Raw genomic sequence first — 24,197 nt, forward strand, 5'->3', positions numbered from 1 at the left:
CCGGCTCAGGTCTGGCGGTGGACCAGCACATAGCGCAAGTCGCTGCCGGGTCGGGCGAGCAATCTGAGCTTCACCTTGACCGGGCGCATGCGCAGGGTCAGCACGTAGTCGATGGTGTCGTCGAGCACACTGCCGTCCTGCTGCGCGTCCTCGAAGCGCTGGGCAACCATGAAGTTGTTCATGCACGGCGCCACCACGGTGAACAGCGCGTGTCCGATCACCCGATCGGGCGACAGGCCGGCGGCGGCCGATTCGAAGCGGTTGTAACGTCTGACCTGGGTTGCGTCGTCCATGCCGATGACGCCGAAGTCGAGGCTGTCAAGCTCGGCATCGCTCGCGCGGTCGAGATAGTCAAACAGTGCTGCGTTGGAGAACGAGAGGGTCTGTTCCGTATTCATGGTGCTCCCTGGGTCGGTATCAACGGACACCTTGAGGTGCGCCGAGTGGCATTGCGGAGGCAGCGGACACTCCGGACAACGGATCAGTTATCGGGAGTGCACCTGCGAACTTGAGGAGGCAATCAGGGGGCGATCGGCCAATCGACCAGCTTGCCGCGGGCGTCTACCGGTAGCTGGTCGCCGAACGACCAGGCGCGTGGACATTCGGGCGCCGACAGACGTTCCTTTACCCAGGTTTCGAGCTGCGGCAGCAGGGCTGACGCGGGGATGCCGTCGCTCGGCACGATGAAGGCCTTCAGGCGTTCGCCCTCGGTCGGCGCCATGCGGCGCACCGCGCACGCCTCGACCAGAGGGTGTTCGAGCAGCACGTCGCGCACCCGCGCCGGAAACACGTTGATGCCCGCCACCTGCACCGCTTCGTCGCGCCGTCCGGCCAGCCGGAAGCGCCCGTCGGGCAACCACTCGATCACGTCCTGCAATGCAGCTCGACACTCGCCACCGTCCGCGGTCGGGCGCACCAGTGCCGCGTCGTCGGCCACCGCGCGGCGCCAGTGCGGCATCAGCGTGTAGGGCGCGCCGGCGGTGTCGCGCCAGCCGATGCCGGCCGTCTCCGAACTGCCATAGATCTGCAGCAGACGCGCCAGCCCCTGTGCGCGCAGCGCATCGGCCAGCGCATCCGGGCAGGGCGCAGTGGAAGTGGTACCGACGATGTCGGCAGGCAGCTGCGGACCGAAGCGGGCGAGCAGCGACCAGTGCGCCGGATGGCTCACCAGCAGATCGCCCGGCTGCAGCCGGCCGGCCAGCGCCTGCGGCGGCAGCGGCCGCACATCGACGACATCATGCGTGCCCAGGCGGGGCGGCAGCAGGACGCCGAAAATGAAGCCATAGATGTGATGGACCGGCACCGCGACCAGCACCCGCCGGCGCGGCCCGATGTGGGCGGCCAGCGCATCGGCCTCCTCTTCCAGCATCGTCAGCGCGTGCGCGCACGCCTTCGGCATCCCGGTGCTGCCGGACGTGCGGAAGGTCAGGCGGCGACCATCCTGCGCGAGGCCTTCGCGGGCCAGCGCGCAGTACTGACCGAAAGTACTCGCCGCCGGCAGCGCATCGATCACCGTGCTGTCGTGCAGCTGCAGCAGTTCGGCGATGGCGGCGGCCAGCGTATAGCGCTCAAGTGAATCGAGCCCGAAACCGCTGTCGTCGAAGGCCATCGACGCCAACCACGGCTGCGGCGGCAGCGGTGAGCCGCCGGGCCGCAGCCGTCGCACCTCGTCGGCGATCAGGTCGGCCAGCACGCGTTCGAGCGCCGGGCCGTCGGCGTGCCAAGGGACGCTCATCCGTCCGACTCCAGCACGTCGCCTGCGCTGCCTGTGCGCAGCACGCCCACCAGCCGGGTCAGTTCATGGTCCAGCGCGCGGTCCTCGACCACCAGCGGAATGCAGGACTCGAGCCACGACTGGGTGTGCGCCAGCACCGGCGGCAGCGCACCGGCGTCGATGCGGCCGCGCAGCGCGACCGCCTGCCGGGCCGACACCAGCATCGCCGCCAGCACCTGTTCGCCCAGTTCGAGCACGCGCAGGCAGTCGCGCGCGGCGATCGTGCCCATGCTCACCTTGTCCTGGTTGTGGCATTCGGTCGAGCGCGAGAACACCGACGCCGGCAGGGTGGTCTTCAGCGCCTCGGCGGTCCACGCCGACACGGCGATCTGCAGCGCTTTCAGGCCGTGGTTCAGTGCGCCGCGTTCGCCGGTCGCGGCGCTCAGGTTGTCCGGCAGGCCGTGGCTGAAACGGCTGTCCACCAGCAGCGCGAGCTGGCGGTCCAGCAGGTCGAGCACATTGGCGACCGCAGTCTTCAGGCTGTCCATCGCGAACGCGACGTGACCGCCGTAGAAATGTCCGCCGTGCAGCACGCGCCCGCTGTCCGGGTCGATCAGCGGATTGTCGTTGGCGCTGTTCAGTTCGTTCTCGATCAGCGTCCGCGTGAAAGGCAGCGCGTCTTCGAGCACACCGATCACGTGCGGCGCGCAGCGCAGCGAGTAGCGGTCCTGCAGCCGCGCCGGGTTGCGTGCCGCGCCGGCGTCGCAGGCGAGATCGCGACGCAGCCGGCGGGCCACCGCCTGCGGTCCCGGATGCGGCTTGGCGGCGAACAGCAATGCGTCGAAGTGGTGCGGGTTGCCGGCGGTCGCGAACACGTTCAGCGCGGTCAGGCGGGTGGCGACCCGGCTGCAGCGCTGCGCCCGCTGCCAGGCGAGACAGGCCAGCGCGGTCATGACGGCGGTGCCGTTCATGATGGCGAGTCCTTCCTTCGGCTGCAGCGACAGCGGCTGGATACCGGCTTCGGCCAGCGCCTCGCGCGCCGGCATGCGCCGCCCGCGCCACCGCACGTCGCGCTCGCCGCACAGCGCAGCGGCGACGTAGGACAGCGGCGTCAGGTCGCCGCTGGCGCCGACCGAGCCTTCGGCCGGAATGCAGGGCAGGATGTCGTGCTCCAGCAGCGCCGCCAGATGCTGCAGCAGTTCGTAGCGCACACCGGACATGCCCTGGCACAGCGAGGCCAGCCGCGCGGCCAGCACCGCGCGCGTCTCGTCGGCCTCCAGCAGGCGTCCCATGCCGACGCCGTGATAGGTGTAGAGGTGGTGAGGCAGCTCCGCCACCTGCGCGGCGGGCACCGCCACCGTGCACGACTCGCCGTAGCCGGTGGTGACGCCGTAGATCACGCCGTCGTCGGCGAGCAGCTGCAGCACGACGCGCGCGCCAGCGTCGATGCGGGCGCGGAAGGCTGTCTCGGTCGACAGCACGGCGCGACGCCTGCCGTCGGCGATCGCGGCGATCGCCTCGATGTCGAGCGGGCGACCGTCGAAAACGACGTCATCGTGTTCCGGTGCGGCGGCGGTCATGAAATCCATATCGAAGTGGGCACGGAGGCGAAGCATGGCAGCGCACGGCAGGGCTGCGCAGTGTTGCCCCGGCGCCGCGCCGAAACGAAGACAGCGGCGGCGCGGCGGCGGTTCATCCGGCGCAGCGCCGTTCGATCTGCCGATGGAACAGCGCACCGGCCGCCACGCTGGCCGCCCACGCGAAGGCGAGCGCCGCCGGCGCGGTGTCCGGCGTGGCGCCCCACAGACGGGTGACGACGGCGTTCACCAGCATGGCCACCGGGTAGTGGATCAGGAAGACCGAGAACGAGATCCGGCCGAGGAAGGCGAGCGCCGGAATGTCCGGCCAGCGCGCCAGCAGCCCGCTGCGCAGGCCGCCCCACAGCAGCAGTGCCACACAGCCGGCGAAAGCCACGCGTTCGCGGTGTTCGAGGGTCAGCGCCAACAGCACGGCGGCGGCGACCGCCACGCCCCACAGCAATGAGCGGCCCGGTCTGGACAACCAACAGACGGCCGCCCCCAGCGCGTAGACACCGAAATAGTAAGGACCGGCGACGTCCCAGCTGGTGTCGCGATTGATCACGAACAGCGACGCGGCGGCGACACCGGTGGTGATCGCGGCGAGTACGACGGCGTGGCGTGTCGGGCCGGTGCGCGAGGCCAGCCAGACCAGCAGCGCCGCCATCGCGTAAAGCTGGAAGTCGATCGCCACGTACCAGACTCCGGCCGACAGCGCCTCGACGCCAACGATGTCCTGCAGCAGCAGTGCGTGCGCCAGCAGCTGCCCGACCGAGGGCGTACCGGGCAGGCTGGGGTCGTCGATCAGCGCGCGGGCAATCGCGGCGCAGACGACGCTGATCAGCACGGCCGCCATGCAGGGCAGCGCCAGCCGGCGATAGCGCTTCCACAGCACCGCCGGCAGCGACAGCGGTCGCGGCTGCAGCGCCGGCGCCAGCGCTCGGGCGGCGAGGAAGCCGCCGATGACGAAGAACACCTGAACCGCCAGCCGCCCGTCGTAGTAGAGCCAGTCGGCGAGCTGAGGGAAGCGGCTGCGGAAGGCCTCCGCCAGCGGACCGTAGGCGACCAGGTGATGCAGCACGATGAGCTGTGACGCGACCGCCTTCAGCGTGTCGAAGACCGCGAGGCGCGAAGCGACGTCGTGCAGGTCAGCGCAGGAGAGGGCATCGGTGCCGGCCGTCGGCGCATGCATTGCGGGGGATTCCAGTGCGAGGCCCCGCATTGTGCACGCCACTGGCCCGAATTCAAGGCCGGGCGCGTCAGCCGTCGCCGCGCGCCACTTTTGCCTCGTAGGTGGCGAGATCCAGCAGACCTTCCTGCATCGCCTGCCGGCGTTCGTGCTCCGGCAGCACGTCCTGCACCATGTCCAGCCGCGTCCACGAAGCGAGCGGCGTCACGCATTCCGCCTTCGGCACGTATTTCGACTGTTCGAGCTTGCGATAGCGGTGTACGTAGCGCGGACAATTCACCCAGATCTTGCTGACCGTCACGCGCACCAGGTACTTGGCTTCGTCGTAGTCGGCCAGCAGCGGATCGTCCGCGAGGAATTCGGCGCGGCCCTGCACACGCACGCGGTGCGGCTTCTCGAAATCGATGAACAGCAGGCCGACACGCGACTGGCCGACGATATTGCCCAGCGAGTAGAACATGCCGTTCCCGTCGTAGCCCGGGAACACCAGCGTGTGCGCGTCAAGTACCTTGACGAAGCCGGTGGGGCCGCCCTTGTACGACACCGTGGGATTGCCGTCGGGATCGACCGTCGACAGGAAGAACATGTCGCGCGACGCGATGAAGTCCCGCTCGGCATCCGAGATCTGCTCATGCACCCAGCCGGTGTCGAGCATCTCCGCCAGACCTGTGGTGCCGTAGGCCTGTTGCAGTGCGCGATGATGGTCCGAATACAGGGAAGGCATGGCGGTTCTCCTCGGCTGGATTGCGGCGAACCGGGCGGACCAGCTCGCCGGCGCATCGACCGTGCGCGTGCATCCATGATAGGGAGCGCCGCGCGGGCAAGATGCCCGCCACGCCGCAGGTGCTCAGTGCGCCTCGTCCCAGTTGCGACCGACGCCGGCTTCGACCTTCAGCGGCACCGACAGCTGCGCCACACCTTCCATCAGCGCCGGCACGCGCTCGCGCACCCGGTCCAGTTCGGCCTCGGGCACTTCGAGCACCAGTTCGTCATGCACCTGCAGGATGATGCGCGTCTTCAGCCCTTCGGCCGTCAGCCAGCCATCGACCGCGATCATCGCCAGCTTGATCAGGTCGGCCGCCGTGCCCTGCATCGGCGCGTTGATCGCCGCGCGCTCGGCGCCCTGGCGGCGGCCGACCTGCTGGGCGCGGATGTCCGGCAGTTGCAGGCGGCGACCGAACACGGTTTCGACATAGCCCTGCTCGCGCGCCAGCGCACGCGTCTCGTCCATGTAGCGGGCCACCCCCGGGTACTGCGCGAAGTAGCGGTCTATCCAGCTCTGTGCGGCGCTGCGCTCGATGTCCAGATTCTTCGCCAGGCCGTGCGCGCTCATGCCGTAGATCAGGCCGAAATTGATCACCTTGGCATAGCGGCGCTGTTCGCTGCTCACCTCGTCCGGCGGCACGCCGAACACCTCCGACGCGGTGGCGCGGTGCACGTCCTCGCCGTCGGCGAAGGCCTGCAGCAGGCGCGCGTCCTGCGACAGGTGGGCCATGATGCGCAGTTCGATCTGCGAGTAGTCGGCACTGACCAGCACGTGGCCCGGCGGCGCGATGAAGGCCGAGCGGATGCGCCGGCCTTCGGCGGTGCGCACCGGAATGTTCTGCAGATTGGGATCGACCGAGGACAGCCGGCCGGTCACCGCCACCGCCTGGCCGAAACTGGTGTGCACGCGGCCGGTGTCCGCGCGCACCATGCGCGGCAGCTTGTCGGTGTAGGTGCCCTTCAGCTTGGCCATGCCGCGGTATTCGAGGATGAGCGCCGGCAGCGGGTAGTCCAGCGCCAGCTGCGACAGCACTTCCTCGTCGGTCGACGGCGTGCCGGACGGCGTCTTCTTGATCACCGGCAGCTTTTCGCGCTCGAACAGGATTTCCGCCAGCTGCTTCGGCGAATTGATGTTGAAGGGCTGCTTGGCGGCGGTATGCGCGCGCTGTTCCAGTTCCAGCATTTTCTGGCCCAACTCGTTGCTCTGCGCGGCCAGCGAGGCGCTGTCGAGCAGCACGCCGGTGCGCTCCATGCGGAACAGGATGTCGGACACCGGCAGTTCGATGTCGCGATATATATATGCAAGCTTGCTGTCGGCCTTGACGCGTGGCGCCAGCACTTCGTGCACGCGCAGCGTCACGTCGGCATCCTCTGCGGCATAGGCTGAAGCGCGGTCGATCGCCACCTGCTCGAAACCGATGCGCGCCGCGCCCTTGCCGGTCACCTCGTCGTAGCTGATCACCTTCAGGCCGAGGTGGCGGGTGACCAGGGTGTCGAGGTTGTGGTTGCGGTCGGCTTCCAGCACATAGCTTTCGAGCAGCGTGTCATCGACCACGCCGGCCAGCCGGATGCCGTGGTTGGCGAACACGTGGCGGTCGTACTTGAGGTTCTGGCCGAGCTTGCCGTGCGTCGCAGATTCGAGCCAGGGCTTGAGCTTCGCCAGCACCTCGTCGCGCGGCAGCTGAGCCGGTGCGTCCGGATAGACGTGGGCCAGCGGCAGGTAGGCGGCCACGCCGGGTTCCAGCGCGAAGCTCATGCCGACCAGCTGCGCTTCCATCGGCTCAAGGCTGGTGGTTTCGGTGTCCAGCGACACCACCTGCGCCGCCATCAGCTTCGCGTGCCAGCGGTCGAAGGCAGCCCAGTCGAGCAGGGTTTCGTAGTCGGCGCGGTGGCTGCCTTCGGGTGCGGTCGACGGTGTGGCGTCCTCGGCCGGCGCAGGTGCGTTGACCGTCTTGCGCGGGCCCTTGGCCAGATCGTCGAGCAGGCCCTTGAAACCGTAGCGTTCGTAGAGCGGGCGCAGCGCCTCGGCGTTCTCGCCGTCCGAGGTCAGCGATTCCAGCGGCTGCGGCAGTTCGACGTCGCACTTCACCGTCAGCAGCTTGCGCGCCAGCGGCAGGAAGTCGAGGTGGGCGCGCAGGTTCTCGCCGACCTTGCCGCCAATATCGGCCGCATTGGCGACCACCGAATCCAGCGTGCCGCCGTACTGCTGCAGCCACTTCACGGCGGTCTTCGGGCCGCATTTGTCCACGCCCGGCACGTTGTCCACGCTGTCGCCGATCAGTGCGAGGTAATCGACGATGGCCGACGGCGGCACGCCGAACTTGGCCAGCACGCCGGCTTCGTCCAGCTTTTCCTCGCTCATCGTGTTCACCAGCGTCACGTGCTTGTTCACCAGCTGGGCGAGGTCCTTGTCGCCGGTCGATATGACGCAGTCGATGCCGCGCTCGGTCGCCTGCGCGGCCAGCGTGCCGATCACGTCGTCCGCCTCCACGCCCTCGACCAGCAGCAGCGGCCAGCCGAGCGCACGCACTGCCTCGTGGATCGGCGCGATCTGCGCCGCCAGGTCTTCCGGCATCGGCGGGCGGTGGCCCTTGTAGTCCGGATACCAGTCGTCGCGGAAGGTCGGGCCCTTGGCATCGAACACGACAGCGCGATAGTCCGCCTTGTAGTCGGCTGCCAGCCGCCTTAGCATGTTGATGACACCGCGCAGCGCGCCGGTCGGCTCACCCTGTGCGTTGCGCAGGTCCGGCATCGCGTGGAAGGCGCGGTAAAGATAGGACGATCCATCGACGAGCAGCAGCGTGGGCATGGCGGATTCCGCGTGGGGACATTCGGTCGGCCCGCGATTATCGCCGCACCCGCCCTGATCGGGCACTTTCAGCGGACACTTTTCCCCATGAGCGCGAAAGACAAACTGCCGGGCATGATAGACCCGGGTGAAGCGGCACGTACCAGCAGCGCGCGCGAGGCCTGGCGCATCTTCGGCATCATGGCCGAGTTCGTCGAGGCGACCGAGCGGCTGCAGCAGATCCGGCCGGCGGTGAGCATCTTCGGCAGCGCCCGCACACCGGTCGACCATCCGTACTACGCACTGACCGAGCGGGTCGCGCGCGAGCTGTCGGACGCCGGTTTCTCCGTCATTTCCGGCGGCGGCCCGGGCATCATGGAAGCGGCCAACAAGGGCGCCTTCCACGGCAAGTCACCGAGCGTCGGGCTGAACATCCAGTTGCCGATGGAACAGCACGCGAACGTCTATCAGGACATTTCGCATTCCTTCGAGCACTTCTTCGCCCGCAAGTACATGTTCGTGCGCTTCGCCGCCGCCTACGTCGTGATGCCGGGCGGTTTCGGCACGGTGGACGAGCTGATGGAAGCGCTGACGCTGATCCAGACGCGCAAGAGCCGCAGCATTCCCGTCATCCTGGTGCACGCGCCGTTCTGGGCCGGCCTGATCGACTGGTTCCGCAACACGCTGGTAGCGGAAGGCATGATTTCGCCGGAGGACATGGACCTGGTGCAGATCATCGACGACCCGGCGCAGATCGTGGATGCGATATTCCGACACTACGAGAACCGCAGCTTCATGCCGCTGCCTGAGGAACACGAGGCGATGTTGAATCTTTGAGGAGCGGGGGCTAGAGGCTAGGAGTCAGGGGCTAGCCAACAGGCGCGGCGGTCGCCGCGCGAGATTTTCACTAGCCCCTCGTCCCCAGCCCCCAGCCTCTAGCTCCCAGCCCCCCGCCCCGCCTCTGTTAAACTGCCGGAATTACGAAGGATTTTCGATGCGTCCGCTACTTTTTGCAGCAGTTCTCGCAGCCGCGCTGGGCAGTGTGGTGCCCGCGGTGTACGCCCAGGCCGGTCGTCCGCCCGATCTGCAGCCGATTCCCGAACCGCCGCCGCCGCCCGAGCCGCTGGAAGGCGAAGTGGCCGTCGAGCCACAGATCACCATCATCCAGCGCGGTGAGGAAACGGTGGAAGAGCACCGCGTGAACGGCAAGCTCTACATGATCAAGGTGACGCCGCGCCATGGCGTGCCCTACTACCTGATGGACGAGAACGGCTCCGGCGCAATGACGCGCTACGACGATCTCGATTCGGGCCTGCGTGTGCCGAAGTGGGTGATCTTCTCGTTCGACTGACCCGCGCGCGCCGCCGGCGCGTGCCCAACCATCCGTTCTGACTCGTGTCCGTCTTCACCACCGTCACCGCAGATGAGCTGCGCGACTGGCTGAAGAATTACTCCATCGGCCATCTGGTGTCGCTGGAGGGAATTCCGGCCGGCATCGAAAACACCAACTACTTCGTCGACACCTCGCACGGTCGTTACGTGCTGACGGTGTTCGAGAAGCTGACGCGCACCGAACTGCCGTTCTACGTGCACCTGATGGCGCATCTGGCACGTCATGGCATTCCCTGTCCGGCGCCGATCGCCGACCGCGACAACGAATACCTCGGCACGATCCACGGCAAGCCGGCCATGCTGGCCACCCGGCTTGCCGGCCGCTCGCAGATGGAACCGGGCGCGGCGCACTGCGCCGCCATCGGCGGCATGCTGGCCACCATGCACGTGGCCGGCCAGAGCTACGGCCGCCGCTTCGACAACCCGCGCGGCTACGGCTGGTGGCTCGAAACGGCGCCCAAGCTGCTCGGCTTCCTGCCGGACGACGAGCGCGCGCTGCTCGAAACCGAAATCGCCTTCCAGCGCGAAGCCCGTGAACAGGGCCTGTGCCGCGACCTGCCCTTCGGCGTCGTGCACGCCGACCTGTTCCGCGACAACTGCCTGATGGATGGCGAACGCATCGGCGGCATCATCGATTTCTATTTCGCCGGCGACGACTACCTGCTGTTCGACCTTGCGGTGACGCTGAACGACTGGTGTTCCGACGCCTCCGGCGAACTGGTGGCGGACAAGGCCGACGCATTGATCAAGGCCTACCACGCCGAACGCCCGCTGTCCGACGCCGAACACCGCGCCTGGCCGGCGATGCTGCGCGGCGCGGCGCTGCGCTTCTGGATGTCGCGGCTGTACGACTTCCACATGCCGCGCGGCGGCGAGATGGTGCACACGCACGATCCGGCCCGCTTCCGCGACGTGCTGCGCGCGCGCATCGGCGCCGGTGACGCACTGCCATGGCGGTGAGCCTGCAGGCGCGCACGCTGCCCGCACTCGCCGGCTGGTCCTGGATCAGCGGCGGCTTCGCGCTGTTCCGCCGCAACCCGCCGCTGCTTGCCGCACTATCGGTTTCGTACTTGGTCGTGCTCACGGTGATGAGCGCGATACCCGTTATCGGACCGGTTTTTGAGGCACTGACACTGCCTGCGTTTATGGTGATTCTCTTCAATGCCGTTCGTATGATCGAGATGAACGCTGATTTGTCACGCGACGTCTTGATGCATGGTTTAGAGAAGAACTATCGCGCTCTCGTGCAACTCGGCGTTCTGCAATTGGTGTCCCAGCAAATCGTCGGCGTTCTTGCAGCAGTGCTTGTTGGTACGCCAGATGGCTTAGCCGGAAAGCCTGTTGATCTTGCAGCAGTGGCGCCAGCGCTGCTGATGGTGTCGCCGCTCGCGCTCCTGCTTGGCGTACTCCTGTGGTTTCCTCCGTTACTGATCTCCAAGTGCGATCTGCCACTGAGCAAAGCGCTCTTCTTCGGTTTGGTTGGCGTTGTAAGAAACATCAAGGTGTTCGGCGTTTTCTTTCTCGCCGTCCTGATGCTGATGACAGCAGCACTCATGTTCATCACCACGATTGGCGCGTTTCTCGGCGTGACCGAGGGTGGGCTGTCCATGTTGCTCTTCGTTGCTGCGCCCTTCGTTTTCTTGCCGCTGAATGCAGCATGCGTCTACGTGAGCTTCCGCCAGGTGTTCGCGCCGGACGAAGCGCCGGCGCCCGAGCCCGCCGATGAGTGAAGCGCTGCCGCTCGGCGTGTTCGGCGGCACCTTCGACCCGGTGCATGTCGGCCACCTGAGACTGGCGGAAGAGGCGCGCGAGGCACTCCAGCTCGGTCGCGTGCGCTGGATTCCGGCCGGTCAGCCCTGGCACCGCGCGGCGCCGCAGACTTCGCCGACGCACCGGCTGGCCATGGTCGAGGCGGCGGTGGCATCGAACGAGGCGTTCGAGGTCGACGGCCGCGAAGTCGCGTCCGGCCGGCCGAGCTACACGGTGGATACGCTCACCGCGCTGCGCGCCGAGCTGGGCGATGCGCTGCCGCTGGTGCTGATTCTGGGCACCGACGCGTTCAGCCTGCTGCACACCTGGCACCGCTGGCGCGAGCTGTTCGCGCTGGCCCATATCGGCCTGGCGACCCGCGCCGGCCAGGCGGTCGATGCCGCGGCGCTGGACCCGGCGCTTGCAGCCGAACTGGCGGCACGCGGTGGACGTGATGCGCAGGTCTTGCGCGAGCGCCCGTCCGGCGCCATCGTACGTTTCGACATGACGCCGCTGGCGGTGTCGGCCACCGACATCCGGGCACGGCTGGCGCGCGGCGAGCGCTGCCGCTACCTGCTGCCCGATGAAGTATTCGAATACATCCGCCTTAACGGGCTCTACTGAAGGCTTTACATGGATATCAATGCACTGCAGGCGCTGGTCATCGACGCGCTGGAAGACATCAAGGCGAAGGACATCGAAGTGATCGACACCTCGAAGTTCAACGCGCTGTTCGACCGCCTGGTCATCGCCAGCGGTGACTCGAACCGGCAGACGCGCGCACTGGCGCGCAACGTGCAGGAGAAGGTGAAGGAAGCCGGCGGCACGGTGATCAGCGTCGAGGGCGAGGACACCGGCGAGTGGGTGCTGGTCGACCTCGGCGACCTGGTTGTGCACGTGATGCAGCCGGCGGTACGCGCCTATTACAACCTCGAAGAGCTGTGGTCCGGCTCGGCCAAGCCGTCGACCGACAAGTCGGCCGCGGCCCGCGCACGCGGAACGGCGGCGCGTTGAAACTGCTGGTGATCTGCGTCGGGCACCGCATGCCCGACTGGGTCGATGCAGGCGTGCAGGAATTCGCCCGCCGCATGCCGCGCGACTCGGCCATGCAGATCGTCGAAGTGAAAGCCGAACCGCGTACCCAAGGCAAGCCGGTCGAGGTGCTGATCGAAGCCGAACGGGCACGCATCGAACAGGCCATCCCGCCGCGCGCCCGCATCGTCGCGCTCGACGAGCGTGGCGACGATCTGACGACCGTCGCGCTGACCGCACGGCTGCGCCGCTGGCGCGCCGAGGGCGACGACGTCGCGCTCCTCATCGGCGGGCCGGACGGCCTGTCACCGGCGCTGAAATCGCGTGCGCACGAGCTGATCCGCCTGTCCAGCCTGACGCTGCCGCACGCGCTGGCCCGCCTGCTGCTGGCCGAAGCGTTGTATCGTGCGGTGAGCCTTGAAGCAAATCACCCCTATCACCGCGAATGAGCCTTTCGAACACCGTTCCGCCCGTCCTCTATCTCGCCTCGCGCAGCCCGCGCCGGCGTGAACTGCTCACCCAGATCGGCCTGAGCTTCCTGATGCTTCCCTTCCGCGGCCTGCCGCGCGAAGACATCGACGTCTCGGAAGACGTGCGCGACGGCGAGGACGCCGAAACCTATGTCGTGCGTGTCGCCCGTGCCAAGGCGCTGGGCGGCGAACAGCGTCTGGCCTGGCGGCGCATGTCGGCCGGGCTGGTGCTGTCAGCCGACACCACGGTCGAGATCGACGGCGACATCCTCGGCAAGCCGGCCGACGCCGCCGACGCCACCGCCATGCTCACCCGCCTGTCCGGCAGCACGCACCGCGTGCTGACCGCGGTCGCCGTCAGCGACGGCCGGCGGCTGGAGCATGCGCTGTCCATTTCAACCGTGCGCTTCGCGAAACTCGAACCGCGCGACATCGAACGCTATGTGCTCAGCGGCGAACCGATGGACAAGGCCGGTGCCTACGGCATACAGGGCCGCGCCGGCGCCTTCGTCGAACACATCGAAGGGTCGTACACCGGCATCGTCGGCCTGCCATTGAATGAAACCTGGCAGCTGCTGCGCCGCTTCGGCATGGACATCTGATCCGATTTCCCACTTTCCGGTCCGCACCATGAACGACCAGTTCCTCATCAACTTCACGCCGCAGGAAACGCGCGTCGCCCTGCTGCAGCAGGGCGCGGTGCAGGAACTGCACATCGAGCGCAGCAGCGCGCGCGGCATCGTCGGCAACATCTATCTCGGGCGCGTCGTGCGCGTGCTGCCCGGCATGCAGTCGGCCTTCATCGACGTCGGCCTCGAACGCACCGCCTTCCTGCACGTCGCCGACATCTGGGAAGCGCGCCAGAACGGCGAGCCGCCGAAGCCGATCGAGCGCATCCTGACCGAAGGGCAGAGCGTGCTGGTGCAGGCGCTGAAGGACCCGATCGGGACCAAGGGCGCGCGCATGTCGACGCAGATCAGCATCGCCGGCCGGCTGCTGGTACATCTGCCGCAGGACCGCCACGTCGGCATTTCGCAGCGCATCGAATCGACCGAGGAGCGCGAGGCGCTGCGTGCGCGCATTCACGCGCTGCTGCCGCTGGAGGACCCGGGCGGCTACATCGTGCGCACCATGGCCGAATCGGCCAGCGACGAGGAACTGGCAGCCGACATCGCCTACCTGCGCAAGACCTGGCAGGAAATACGGAATCGCGCGAAGACCGCCAAGCCGCCCACGCTGGTGTTCGAGGACCTTACGCTGGCGCAGCGTGTGCTGCGCGACCTCGCCTGCGCCGACACGCAGAGCATCCAGGTCGACTCGCGCGAGAACTACGTGAAGCTGCGCAGTTTCGCCGAGGAATACATGCCGCAGCTGACCAAGCTGCTGGAGCACTACACCGGCGAGCGCCCGCTGTTCGAGCTGCACAGCGTCGAGGAGGAGATCGAGAAGGCGCTGGCGCGCCGCGTCGACCTGAAGTCCGGTGGCTACCTGATCTTCGACCAGACCGAGGCGATGACGACGATAGACGTGAACACCGGCGGCTTCGTCGGCTCGCGCAATTTCGACGAAACCATCTTCAAGACCAATCTCGAAGCGGCGCACCAGATCGCCCGCCACCTGCGCCTGCGCAACCTCGGCGGCATCATCCTGATCGATTTCATCGACATGGAAAGCGAGGAGCACCGTGCCCAGGTGCTGGCCGAACTGCACAAGGCGCTGGGCCGCGATCACACGAAGATTTCGGTCAGCGGCTTCACCTCGCTCGGCCTGGTCGAGATGACGCGCAAGCGTACCCGCGAATCGCTGGCCCATGTGCTGTGCGAACCCTGCCCGACCTGCGGCGGCCGCGGCGAAGTGAAGACCGCGCAGACCATGAGCTTCGACATCCTGCGCGAACTGCTGCGCGAAGCGCGCCAGTTCAGTGCGCGCGAATTCCGCATCCTGGCCCACCCCAAGGTGGTCGACCTCTTCCTCGAAGAAGAGTCGCAGGCGCTGGCCATGCTGTCGGACTTCATCGGCAAGCCGATCTCGCTGCACGCCGAGTCGAGCTATTCGCAGGAGCAGTTCGACATCGTGCTGCTCTGAGTCCCGGGAGCGCGGCCGTCGCGTGACAACGCGAGGCTGACGGACACGGCGTTTTTGTGGTCTGATTGAATGCAAATCGATCACAACAAAATGCAGGCCATCATGACCGGATCCGGACTGAAGGAGCGCATACGCGCGATCAAGCTCGAGGTGATGGCGCTCGCCGTCGCCGCGCAGGACACGCGCACGCCGCGCCGCGCCAAGATCCTGCTGCTCTTCCTGCTCGCCTACGCGGCCAGCCCGATCGACCTGATTCCGGACTTCATCCCGGTGCTCGGCATGCTGGACGAGGTGGTGCTGCTGCCGCTGGGCATCTGGCTGGCGGTGCGCATGATCCCGCCCGACGTGATGGAAGCGGCGCGCGCCCGCGCCCGCGCCGGCAAGTTGCCGGCCAACTGGGCGGCCGGCATATTCATCCTGCTGCTGTGGGCGGCGTCGATCGCCGCCATCGCCTGGTGGTGGATGAACCGGAGCCCGGCAGCGTGACAGGCTGCGCCTGCCTGCGCTGACACAATTCCTTGCAATCCCGTCAATGACTTACAATCGGGCCGCAATCAGAGCGGCCCCGCAAGAGGCCGCGGCAAAAAACTGACCGGTGCCTGCGATGGGACTCAGACTCAAATTCAACCTCGTGCTGATCGGCGTGTTCGCGATCGGCCTCGCCGCCTGTGCGGCGCTGTCGCACCGGCTGCTGCATGACAACGCACGCGCCGAGGTCGAGCGCAACGCCCGGTTGATGATGGAAACCGCGCTCGCCATCCGCGCCTACACGGTGAGCCAGATCAAGCCCCACCTCGATCCGATGCTGGCCGAGCAGTTCCTGCCGCAGACGGTGCCGGCCTATGCAGCGACCGAAACGCTGAACGAGCTGCGCAAGAACCACCCGGAGTACGCCTACAAGGAAGCGACGCTGAACCCGTCCAACCCGCGCGACCGCGCGTCGGACTGGGAAGCCGACCTGGTCGCCAGCTTCCGCAACGCGATGGACGTGAAAGAGCTGACCGGCGAGCGCGACACGCCGACCGGTCGCCACATGTATATCGCGCGGCCGATCCAGATCACCAATCCGGCCTGTCTCGCCTGCCACAACACGCCGGCGACCGCGCCGCCGAGCATGGTGAAGGTGTATGGCGAAGCGAACGGCTTCGGCTGGAAGATGAACGAAATCATCGGCGCCCAGGTGGTGTCGGTGCCGATGACGGTGCCGGTGAGCAACGCCGACCGCGCCTTCACCACCTTCATGGCCTCGCTGGTGGGCGTATTCGTGTTCGTCATGGTGGCGCTGAACCTGATGCTGGAGTGGCTCATCATCCGCCCGGTCGCGCGCATGTCAGCCGCCGCCGACCGCATCAGCACCGGCGACTTCTCGGTGCCGGAATTCGGCGACGGCGGACGCGACGAGGTGTCAGTGCTCGGCGCCTCCTTCAACCGCATGCGACGCAGCCTGGAAACGGCGATGCGCATGATCGACAGTTGAGCGCGGCGTGAGCTCCACTCCTTTCGGCGACGACGACGAGGCGTTCACCGAAGACAGCGTGAACTCGGACGTGCTGGCCGGCAGCGGCTTCCTGCCCACGGCCAACGCCAGCCCCGGTGCGCTGCCGGTCGGCTGGGCCCTGAACGAGTACCGCATCGAATCGCTGCTCGGCGGCGGCGGCTTCGGCCTGACCTATCTGGCACACGACACGCTGCTCGACTGCAAGGTCGCGGTCAAGGAGTTCCTGCCCACCGATATCGCGGTGCGTGGCGACGCGCAGCGCGTGCTGCCGCGCGCCGGGCCGGCGGTCGAGATGTTCGAGCAGGGCCTGCGCCGCTTCCTCGACGAATCGCGCGCGCTGGCCACCTTCCGCCACCCCAACATCGTGCGCGTCAGCCGCTTCTTCGAAGCCAATGGCACCGCCTACATGGTGATGGACTACGTGCAGGGCCGCACGCTGAACCAATGGGTACGCGAACGCAACGACGCGATCGACCGCACCACGCTGCTGGCCATCGTGAAGCCGCTGCTCGACGGCCTGCAGGTCGTGCATGACGGTGGTTTCCTGCACCGCGACATCAAGCCGGCCAACATCTGCATCCGCGACGACGGCACGCCGGTGCTGCTCGACTTCGGTGCGGCACGCCGCTATCACGACGCCGAGCACACGCTGACCGCCATCGTGACGCCCGGCTTCGCACCGTTCGAGCAGTATCACTCGCACGGCAACCAGGGGCCGTGGACCGACATCTACTCTCTGGCCGCCGTCATGTACTGGCTGGTGACCGGACAGCGCCCGGTCGAATCGGCCGCCCGCGTGCACAACGATCCGCTGCGGCCGGCCGCCAAGGCTGCCGACGCGGGTGTCTTCGGCGCTTCGCTGCTGCGCGCCATCGACTGGGCGCTCGAACCGCACGAAACCCGGCGGCCGCGCAGCGTGGCCGACTTCCGTCGCGTGTTCATGCCGGTGCCGGCGGCGCGCGGCCCGCTTGCGTCCGGCACGCCGCCGGCGCCGGCGGTGCGCGCCAGCGGCGCCTCCGAAGAACGGCGCACCATCGTCTGCAGCGTGCTGTATGCGCAGATCGACCGCAGCGTCGATCTCGACACCGCACAGCGACTGGCCTGCAAATCGGAACTGGACGACGCACTGGCGCGCGCCGCACGCTCGGTCGATGCCGACAGCAGGCTCATTCACGACACCGAGGACGGCGCCGCGCTGTGCCTGCTCGGCCAGCCCGAGGACGCCTGCGTGGTGGCGCAGCGGCTGCGCGCGCTCGACCTCGGTGACGAGGGCGGCGGCCTGCGTCAGGGCATCAATCTGGGTCCGGTGCGGGTGACCCGCGCCGGCACCGGCGCGCTCGACGTGCACGGCGACGGCCTCGATGCCGCGCGCACGCTGGCCAGTCTGGCGCGCGCCGGTCAGGTGCTGGTGTCGCGCGCCTATTTCGAAACCGTGTCGGCGCTGGGCAGCGGCGCGCCGGTCGGCCTGCACGCCACCGGCCAGCGCGCGGAAATCGCCTCGCGCAGCCAGGAAGTGTTCGAACTGGATGCGCGCAGCGGCATCACCCGCCGCGTCGACGATGCCCAGCCCGGCCTGGCGCAGGACGCGCTGACGCCGGTGCTCGAAGCGCTGCTCGCCCGCCACATCGGGCCGATGGCGCGCGTGCTGGTGACGCGCATCGGACCCAAGGTGTCCAGCCCGGCGCTGCTGATCGAACAGCTGGCGACGCACATTCCGGGCGACGCGCAGCGCGCCGGTTTCCTGATCGAGGCCAAGCGGCACATCGCCGGCACCACCGGCGTGTCATCGACGGTGCGCAGTGCGTCGATCGATACGGTCAGCGCTTCGCGCCGCAGTGCGCCGCTCACCACCCCGTCGCGCAGCGGCGCTTTCGGCCCGCGACCGCTGGACGATGCGCTGATCGCCGACATCGAGCACCGGCTGGCCCGACGCATCGGGCCGATGGCACGCATCCTGGTCGGCCGCGCGCTGAAGCGGGTGAGCGACGAACAGGCCCTGCTCGACGAGCTGTCGCGCGACATCCCCGACCCGGTGCAGCGCGCCGCCTTCCTCGCCGGCAAGTGATATGGCAGCCATGAACCGCTGCCCGCACTGCGGGCGGGACACCATCGCGCGTCTGCTCAAGCTGACCGCCCGCGCCAAGGCGCCGGCCGTGTGCCCGGAATGCGGCGGGCGCTCATGCACCGGCATCACGCCACTGTCGCTGTTCGGCTACTTCGCGCTCATCCTGGTCTGCGGCACGCTGCTGCGGCTGGCCGCGCGCACCGGCAACCGCTGGTCGCTGCTGGCCGTGCTGGCGCTGTTCGGTGGCGGCTTCCTCTACATTTCCTACCGCACGCCGCTGGTTAAGCTGGAGCGCTACCCGCTGCAGCGGAACATTGCCATCGCCGTCGTCGTCGCGGTGTTCGCGGCCGGCGGCTGGTGGTGGTTCAGCAGCGGCGTCTGAACGGCGGGCTCAGCAGCGCGCCGCGCTGCACGGTGACGACGCGGTCGCGGCGTCGGCCGGCCGCACGGCGTCACCACCCTGCTGCGCCTGCAGCGTGCGCGGCCAGTCGGCGACCATCGCATCGAGCCGCGCCTTGATCGCCTCGCCGACGGCGATCTGCGGCTCCGACGGCTCCAGCCCCTCCGCCGCCTCCCGCGTGCCGACCGCGGCGCGGGCGCGGGCGAAGGCTTCGGTGAAGGACGGTGTTTCACGCAATGCCTCGTCGAAGAAGGCGCGACCGAAGAAGGTCCAGTCCGCTTCGTGCGAACAGCCGTGCGAACTGCGGTCGGCGCGCGCCGCCGACATGACCAGCGTATCCGGCCCAGCGAGCGGCCCGACGAAGCCACCCGAATAGCAGGCCGACACCAGGATGACGCGGTGGCGAATGCCGGCCGCGTCGAGCAGGGCACCGAGGCGCTGCGGCGTCAGCTGTTCCAGTTCCCACGGCCACAGGCTGAGGTCGAAGCGGTGGTCCTCGGCGCCGTGCGAGGTCAGGAACACGAACAGCACATCCTCTTCGCGGTTCATCCGTTCGCCGAGCGCGCGCAGGCTGGCTTCCATTGCACTGACGGTCGCCAGCGGCCGTTCGAGTACGGTGGCCGGGTTGTTGGCCAGCACGATGCTGCGCCCGCCGGTGCCGAAGCGTTCGGCGAACAGGCGTTCGACCTTGTCCACCTCGCGCAGGAACACGTCCTGCGCGCCGTGACCGGCGATGGCCAGCAGGAACAGTTCCGGCCGCCCCGCTTCGCCCGGCTCGACGCGCGCGATCGCCTCGGTCAACAGCAAGGGCTGGCGGTAGATCAGCGCTTCGCTGCGGGCGGCCTGCCAGCGCGCCGTTTCGGCGTCGTCGTCATCGGTCTGCGTGGCCACCCACAGCGGCATCTGCGTGCCCAGCATCGCGGTCGGCAGCAGGTAGCACAGGCCGACGATGGCCAGCATGCCGAGCCGCCGTGCCGGCTTCGCGTCGAACACCTCACCCAGCAGCACGGCCGAGGCGATCAGCCCCCAGGCGGCCGGTGCCCACCAGACGAGCGTCACCGCATCGCCCAGTTCCGCCCACACCTCGGCCGGCAGCAGCGCGAGCGCATTCCACAGCAGCGACAGCCAGATCCACAGCGCCGCCATACCGACCACCCCACGCAGCCAGGCCTCAGGCCGGCCGGCCAGACGGGCAGCCGCCCACACGGCGAGCATGAGCCAGGGCAGGTGGAACAGCTTGCCGGCCAGCGCGTCGGCCATGAACCGGCCATCCGGACCGGCGTTCGCGAAGTCGAAACCGAAATCGAGCGCCAGCGACAGCAGTTCGAGCGCGATCCAGGCCGCCGCGCCGGCGCGCAGTGCTGGCGCGGCCTTCCACAGCAGCAGGGCGCGCAGACCGGCGCCCAGGTTGCGGGCGAGGTCGGCCAGAGGCGAGCGGGGTGGCGTCGGTTCCAGTTCCATCGTCGGATGCCGTAAATCGTGCGGAGGTCGGGAACGGATTATCCGTTGCCGCACTCTGTAGCGGGCGCCGATCGTGAAACCGGGTACTTCACCCGGCAGATGCGGGACGCGACGCTATAATCCAAAGCTTCCGAGGAGCGCTGCAAGGTGCCGCAAGGCCCCCAGGCTCGGACCCCGCCAGACCGTCACGGTCGCGGGCACTTTTGCAACGGCGCTCACCTGAACCCGCCGCCCGGGCAGCAATCCGGCCGCGGATGGCAGGTGAGACACCGCCTGCCGCATCAAAAGGAGCCCGTAATGAATGCACCCGCCGAACTGAAGGATTACGTCATTGCCGACCTGTCGCTGGCCGACTGGGGACGCAAGGAAATCGCCATCGCCGAGACCGAAATGCCCGGCCTGATGGCGATCCGCGAGGAATTCGCGACGCAGCAGCCGCTGCGCGGCGCCCGCATCACCGGCAGCCTGCACATGACCATCCAGACCGCCGTGCTGATCCAGACGCTGGAAGCGCTCGGCGCCGAAGTCCGCTGGGCCTCGTGCAACATCTTCTCGACCCAGGACCACGCCGCCGCCGCGATCGCCGCTGCCGGTACGCCGGTGTTCGCGGTCAAGGGCGAGTCGCTGGAAGAGTACTGGGACTACACCCACCGCATCTTCGAGTGGCCGGACGGCGGCTACAGCAACATGATCCTGGACGACGGCGGCGACGCGACGCTGCTTCTGCATCTGGGTACCAAGGCCGAAACCGATCCGACCGCGCTGCACCACCCGGCGAGCGAAGAAGAGGTGTGCCTGTTCAACGCGATCAAGACCACGCTGGCGCGTGACCCCAACTGGTACTCCAAGCGCATCAAGCACATCAAGGGCGTGACCGAAGAAACGACGACCGGCGTGCACCGCCTGTACCAGATGCACAAGGAAGGCCGCCTCGCCTTCCCCGGCATCAACGTCAATGATTCGGTCACCAAGTCCAAGTTCGACAACCTGTATGGCTGCCGCGAATCGCTGGTCGACGGCATCAAGCGCGCGACCGACGTGATGGTGGCCGGCAAGGTGGCCGTTGTCGCGGGCTACGGCGACGTGGGCAAGGGTTCGGCGCAGGCGCTGCGCGCGCTGTCGGCCCAGGTGTGGGTGACCGAAGTCGATCCGATCTGCGCGCTGCAGGCGGCGATGGAAGGCTACCGCGTGGTCACGATGGACTACGCCTGCGAACACGCCGACATCTTCGTCACCGCCACTGGCAACTACCACGTGATCACGCACGATCACATGGCGAAGATGAAGGACCAGGCCATCGTCTGCAACATTGGCCACTTCGACAACGAGATTGACGTCGCCTCGCTGGAAAAGTACCAGTGGGAGGAGATCAAGCCGCAGGTCGACCACATCATCTTCCCGGACGGCAAGCGCATCATCCTGCTGGCCAAGGGTCGCCTGGTGAACCTCGGCTGCGGCACCGGCCATCCGTCCTACGTGATGTCGTCGAGCTTCGCCAACCAGACCATCGCGCAGATCGAACTGTTCACCGAAACCGCGAAGTACCCGGTCGGCGTCTACACGCTGCCCAAGCACCTCGACGAGAAGGTGGCGCGCCTGCAGCTGAAGAAGCTGAATGCGCAGCTGACCGAGCTGACCGACGCGCAGGCCCGCTACATCGGCGTGCAGAAGGAAGGCCCGTACAAGCCTGACCACTACCGCTACTGAGTATTCGGTTCGCGATTGGCGCGCCCTTCGGGCCGCGCCAATGAAAAAGGCCATCCCGCGGGATGGCCTTTTTTGCGCCAGCGCGGTTCAGCGCGACTGCTTGATCAGCCGGCTGTTGGCCGCCTGCACCGGCCGCGCATTGTTGCGGTAGAGATGGCCGAAGATGCCGATCTGTTCCGGCGACAGCTGCAGCGGCTCCTTCATCACCAGCCAGGTCACGCCTTCCGAACAGGGCGGCGTCGTCAGCGAACCCATATAGGTGTAGTAGTCGCGCTTCTCCGGCAGCAGTTTCGCCAGATCGATGCTCACCTCCGGGCGCGACTCGACGTTCTTCTGCAGCGGCAGATAGGCCCACAGCGTGTTGAACAGCGGATGTTCGGTGCCGCGGTCGAGCAGCACCGCGACCACGGCCAGATTGCCGTCCAGATCCTTGTGCACCAGATGGGCGACCATGTCATAGGTCTTGCCATTCACGCGCTCTTCCGCCGGCTTGTGGAAATGGAACTGCACCAGTTCGTAGCGCTTGCCGACCAGCGTGATCGTGCTGCCCTCGCCGACGTTCACCTGCACCGTGTGGCCGTTGTCGACGACGGTGAAATAGGTGGTGCGGTAGTCAAACTGTATCGGCGGCAGATCGACCTTGATGCCGTCGCGGATGTCGATCGGCGATTGCGTCTGGCCGGTCGCGCATTTCGTCCATTCCGGCTTCAGCCGTCCCCAGTTCTGCGGGCCGAATTCGCCTTCGTAGCTCCAGTGGATGTCGCCGTGCGCATGCGCGACGGTCGCCGCCTCGAGCGCCGGCTTCTTCGGCGCAGCGTAGGCGGCCGGCGCAACGGCCGCCTGCATGACCGGGCGCGGCCGCGGCTTCGGCGCCGGTGGCGGCAGCGGGATTTCGCTGCGCGTCGTCGGCGGCTTGGTCGCCGTCGGGGCGGCGTCGTGTACATCGGGCTTCTTCGCGCCGGCATCGGCCACCTTTGCCGGTTCGACCTTGCCGGCCTCCGCCTTCACTGCCTCCGGCTTGCCCGCCGAGCCGGCGGGCTTCTTCGCGCTGCTCATTTCCTCGCGCGCCTGCGCGGCGGCTTCGCGCAGATCGGGCTTGATGTTCACCATTTCGGTGCGCTCGACCTTGCCGAGATCGCCTGCGTTGGCGGCGGTGCGCGCGGCCCGGCCGGCCTGTTCGGCCACCTGACGGAGTTCTTCGGCGGCCGGCGGCTGACACACTTCGCGGAACAGCTTTTCGTCCAGCGTACCCGGCAGCAGAGAAATTTCGCTGTCGGAGCCGGTGCGCTCCTCGCGCAGGATTTTCTGGTTGGCGTCCAGATAGACGCGCTTGATGGTGGCGAAACGCAGGCTCTGGCAGTCGTAGCGATTCAGGGCCTGCACCATCGCGTAGCCGGTCTTTTCAGCGTCGGCCTCGGTCAGCACCAGCCGGCCCCAGGCCACTTTCTTTCCGCCTTCGGCACGCAGCACGCTGTCGCGGTCGATTTCGATCTTCTTGCCGCGGTCGGTCGAAATCGTGTGCCAGTCGGCCGCCTGCACCGCGCCACAGGCGCAGCCGATCGCCAGCGCGATCAGGGTCGGTCGGAAGATGGAAAGCTGCGTCATGTCCGGTCTCGTTCAGGCTCTGCCCTCGTCGGGCGATGACCGGTCTACGGCAGAGGGGCGCGTTGGCTTGAACGGCACGCCTTGCGCTCGCGTCGCGGGCGGGTTACCGTGCTCATGCACACGTTAGGGGTGCCGGTGACCTGAAGCATGGCAGCCGGCTGAGACACACCCTCAACACCTGATCCGGATCATGCCGGCGTAGGGAAACGGGCGACTTCTCGACATGGAAGCCGGCGTTCCCCGCGCCGACGCAGCAAGCACAGGAGCTTCCATGAACGCCAAAGACACCTTCCTCGCCGACCAGGCACACGTGGACGAAGCGGCGATCGCGCCGCTGCCCAACTCGCGCAAGATCCACATCGAAAGCTCGTGCCCCGCCATCCGCGTGCCGATGCGCGTAATCTCCCAGGCCGATACGCGCACCGGCTCATGTGGCAACACCAGCGGCGAGAAGAACCCGCCGGCCTTCGTCTATGACTGTTCCGGCCCCTACACCGACCCCAACGCCTCGATCGACATCCGTCGTGGCCTGCCCGCACTGCGCGCCCGCTGGATCGAGGAGCGCGGCTACACCGAACAGCTCACCGACCTCGCCTCCGAATTCGGCCGCATCCGCGCAGCCTATGCCGCACTCGACGACCTGCGCTTCCCCGGCCGGCACCGCCACCCGCGCCGCGCCAAGGCCGACCGCAACGTGACG

22 protein-coding genes, 1 pseudogene and 2 riboswitches are annotated in these 24,197 nt (G+C 67.7%); of the genes and pseudogenes, 15 read left to right on the plus strand and 8 right to left on the minus strand.

All coding sequences use genetic code 11. The features are described from left to right. Positions 1–5: 5 nt before the first annotated feature. The 6 genes from AC51BJ_RS15060 to polA form a co-directional block, all read right to left on the minus strand. Positions 6–398, minus strand: coding sequence for a phosphonate transporter (locus tag AC51BJ_RS15060; RefSeq protein ID WP_304004614.1), 393 nt, complete (start codon positions 396–398; stop codon positions 6–8). 122 nt (positions 399–520) lie between these two features. Then, on the minus strand, positions 521–1,735 hold the full coding sequence (locus AC51BJ_RS15065) for an AMP-binding protein (RefSeq protein ID WP_496280764.1): 1,215 nt from the start codon (positions 1,733–1,735) through the stop codon (positions 521–523). Next, complete coding sequence (locus AC51BJ_RS15070; protein ID WP_496280765.1) at positions 1,732–3,330, minus strand: HAL/PAL/TAL family ammonia-lyase; 1,599 nt, start codon at positions 3,328–3,330, stop codon at positions 1,732–1,734. Before AC51BJ_RS15070 ends, AC51BJ_RS15065 begins: the two co-directional genes overlap by 4 nt. A 76-nt stretch (positions 3,331–3,406) precedes the next feature. Beyond that, positions 3,407–4,483: an acyltransferase family protein gene (locus AC51BJ_RS15075; RefSeq protein WP_496280766.1), complete on the minus strand. Its 1,077-nt coding sequence runs from the start codon at positions 4,481–4,483 to the stop codon at positions 3,407–3,409. A gap of 67 nt (positions 4,484–4,550) precedes the next feature. Then, the gene (locus tag AC51BJ_RS15080) at positions 4,551–5,204 is read right to left on the minus strand and encodes a pyridoxamine 5'-phosphate oxidase family protein (RefSeq protein ID WP_496280767.1); all 654 of its coding nucleotides are present in this window, start codon (positions 5,202–5,204) and stop codon (positions 4,551–4,553) included. A gap of 123 nt (positions 5,205–5,327) precedes the next feature. Next, entirely contained in the window at positions 5,328–8,054 is a 2,727-nt protein-coding gene (polA, locus tag AC51BJ_RS15085; RefSeq protein WP_496280768.1) for a DNA polymerase I, read from the minus strand. Positions 8,055–8,141: 87 nt separating this feature from the next. On the opposite strand from polA, the gene AC51BJ_RS15090 reads away from it, so the two are divergent. From AC51BJ_RS15090 to AC51BJ_RS15150, 13 genes are all read left to right on the plus strand, one after another. Then, the gene (locus AC51BJ_RS15090) at positions 8,142–8,870 is read left to right on the plus strand and encodes an LOG family protein (protein ID WP_020162980.1); all 729 of its coding nucleotides are present in this window, start codon (positions 8,142–8,144) and stop codon (positions 8,868–8,870) included. 157 nt (positions 8,871–9,027) lie between these two features. Then, complete coding sequence (locus AC51BJ_RS15095; protein ID WP_496280769.1) at positions 9,028–9,384, plus strand: DUF2782 domain-containing protein; 357 nt, start codon at positions 9,028–9,030, stop codon at positions 9,382–9,384. Between the two features lie 44 nt (positions 9,385–9,428). Beyond that, a complete protein-coding gene (locus tag AC51BJ_RS15100) occupies positions 9,429–10,385 on the plus strand; it encodes a homoserine kinase (RefSeq protein ID WP_019915844.1) in 957 nt (318 codons plus the stop codon). Next, a complete protein-coding gene (locus tag AC51BJ_RS15105) occupies positions 10,376–11,155 on the plus strand; it encodes a BPSS1780 family membrane protein (RefSeq protein WP_430432466.1) in 780 nt (259 codons plus the stop codon). The genes AC51BJ_RS15100 and AC51BJ_RS15105 overlap by 10 nt, the downstream gene beginning before the upstream one ends. Further along, complete coding sequence (nadD, locus tag AC51BJ_RS15110; protein WP_496280770.1) at positions 11,148–11,798, plus strand: nicotinate-nucleotide adenylyltransferase; 651 nt, start codon at positions 11,148–11,150, stop codon at positions 11,796–11,798. Before AC51BJ_RS15105 ends, nadD begins: the two co-directional genes overlap by 8 nt. A gap of 9 nt (positions 11,799–11,807) precedes the next feature. Continuing rightward, positions 11,808–12,188, plus strand: a complete 381-nt coding sequence (rsfS, locus tag AC51BJ_RS15115; protein WP_019915848.1) for a ribosome silencing factor — start codon at positions 11,808–11,810, stop codon at positions 12,186–12,188. Further along, complete coding sequence (gene rlmH / locus AC51BJ_RS15120) at positions 12,185–12,655, plus strand: 23S rRNA (pseudouridine(1915)-N(3))-methyltransferase RlmH (RefSeq protein ID WP_296807795.1); 471 nt, start codon at positions 12,185–12,187, stop codon at positions 12,653–12,655. The genes rsfS and rlmH overlap by 4 nt, the downstream gene beginning before the upstream one ends. Then, positions 12,652–13,278 (plus strand): Maf family protein, encoded by a 627-nt coding sequence (locus AC51BJ_RS15125; protein ID WP_304028703.1) that lies wholly within the window; start codon positions 12,652–12,654, stop codon positions 13,276–13,278. Before rlmH ends, AC51BJ_RS15125 begins: the two co-directional genes overlap by 4 nt. 28 nt (positions 13,279–13,306) lie before the next feature. Then, a complete protein-coding gene (gene rng / locus AC51BJ_RS15130) occupies positions 13,307–14,761 on the plus strand; it encodes a ribonuclease G (RefSeq protein WP_019915852.1) in 1,455 nt (484 codons plus the stop codon). Between the two features lie 102 nt (positions 14,762–14,863). Continuing rightward, positions 14,864–15,247, plus strand: a complete 384-nt coding sequence (locus tag AC51BJ_RS15135) for a YkvA family protein (RefSeq protein ID WP_232415935.1) — start codon at positions 14,864–14,866, stop codon at positions 15,245–15,247. Between the two features lie 118 nt (positions 15,248–15,365). Next, the gene (locus tag AC51BJ_RS15140; protein ID WP_020162973.1) at positions 15,366–16,238 is read left to right on the plus strand and encodes a Tll0287-like domain-containing protein; all 873 of its coding nucleotides are present in this window, start codon (positions 15,366–15,368) and stop codon (positions 16,236–16,238) included. 7 nt (positions 16,239–16,245) lie between these two features. After that, entirely contained in the window at positions 16,246–18,324 is a 2,079-nt protein-coding gene (locus tag AC51BJ_RS15145) for a protein kinase domain-containing protein (protein WP_496280771.1), read from the plus strand. 1 nt (position 18,325) lies between these two features. Then, positions 18,326–18,706 carry a hypothetical protein gene (locus AC51BJ_RS15150; protein WP_496280772.1) on the plus strand — a complete coding sequence of 127 codons (381 nt, stop codon included), beginning with the start codon at positions 18,326–18,328 and terminating at the stop codon, positions 18,704–18,706. A gap of 9 nt (positions 18,707–18,715) precedes the next feature. Here AC51BJ_RS15150 and AC51BJ_RS15155 read toward each other — a convergent pair whose 3' ends face one another. Continuing rightward, positions 18,716–20,185, minus strand: coding sequence for a C13 family peptidase (locus AC51BJ_RS15155; RefSeq protein WP_496280773.1), 1,470 nt, complete (start codon positions 20,183–20,185; stop codon positions 18,716–18,718). A gap of 126 nt (positions 20,186–20,311) precedes the next feature. Then, a riboswitch (S-adenosyl-L-homocysteine riboswitch) is annotated at positions 20,312–20,409 on the plus strand. Between the two features lie 73 nt (positions 20,410–20,482). Here AC51BJ_RS15155 and ahcY point away from each other — a divergent pair. Next, entirely contained in the window at positions 20,483–21,892 is a 1,410-nt protein-coding gene (gene ahcY, locus AC51BJ_RS15160) for an adenosylhomocysteinase (RefSeq protein ID WP_496280774.1), read from the plus strand. A gap of 87 nt (positions 21,893–21,979) precedes the next feature. Here the strand turns inward: ahcY and AC51BJ_RS15165 are convergent, their stop codons facing one another. Next, a complete protein-coding gene (locus AC51BJ_RS15165) occupies positions 21,980–23,497 on the minus strand; it encodes a carbonic anhydrase (RefSeq protein WP_496280775.1) in 1,518 nt (505 codons plus the stop codon). A gap of 115 nt (positions 23,498–23,612) precedes the next feature. Further along, positions 23,613–23,719: riboswitch (TPP riboswitch) on the plus strand. Positions 23,720–23,768: 49 nt separating this feature from the next. Here AC51BJ_RS15165 and AC51BJ_RS15170 point away from each other — a divergent pair. Further along, positions 23,769–24,197: pseudogene (locus tag AC51BJ_RS15170) on the plus strand (phosphomethylpyrimidine synthase ThiC); the annotation flags it as partial.

It is taken from the genome of Methyloversatilis sp. S146-33, from assembly GCF_059552495.1.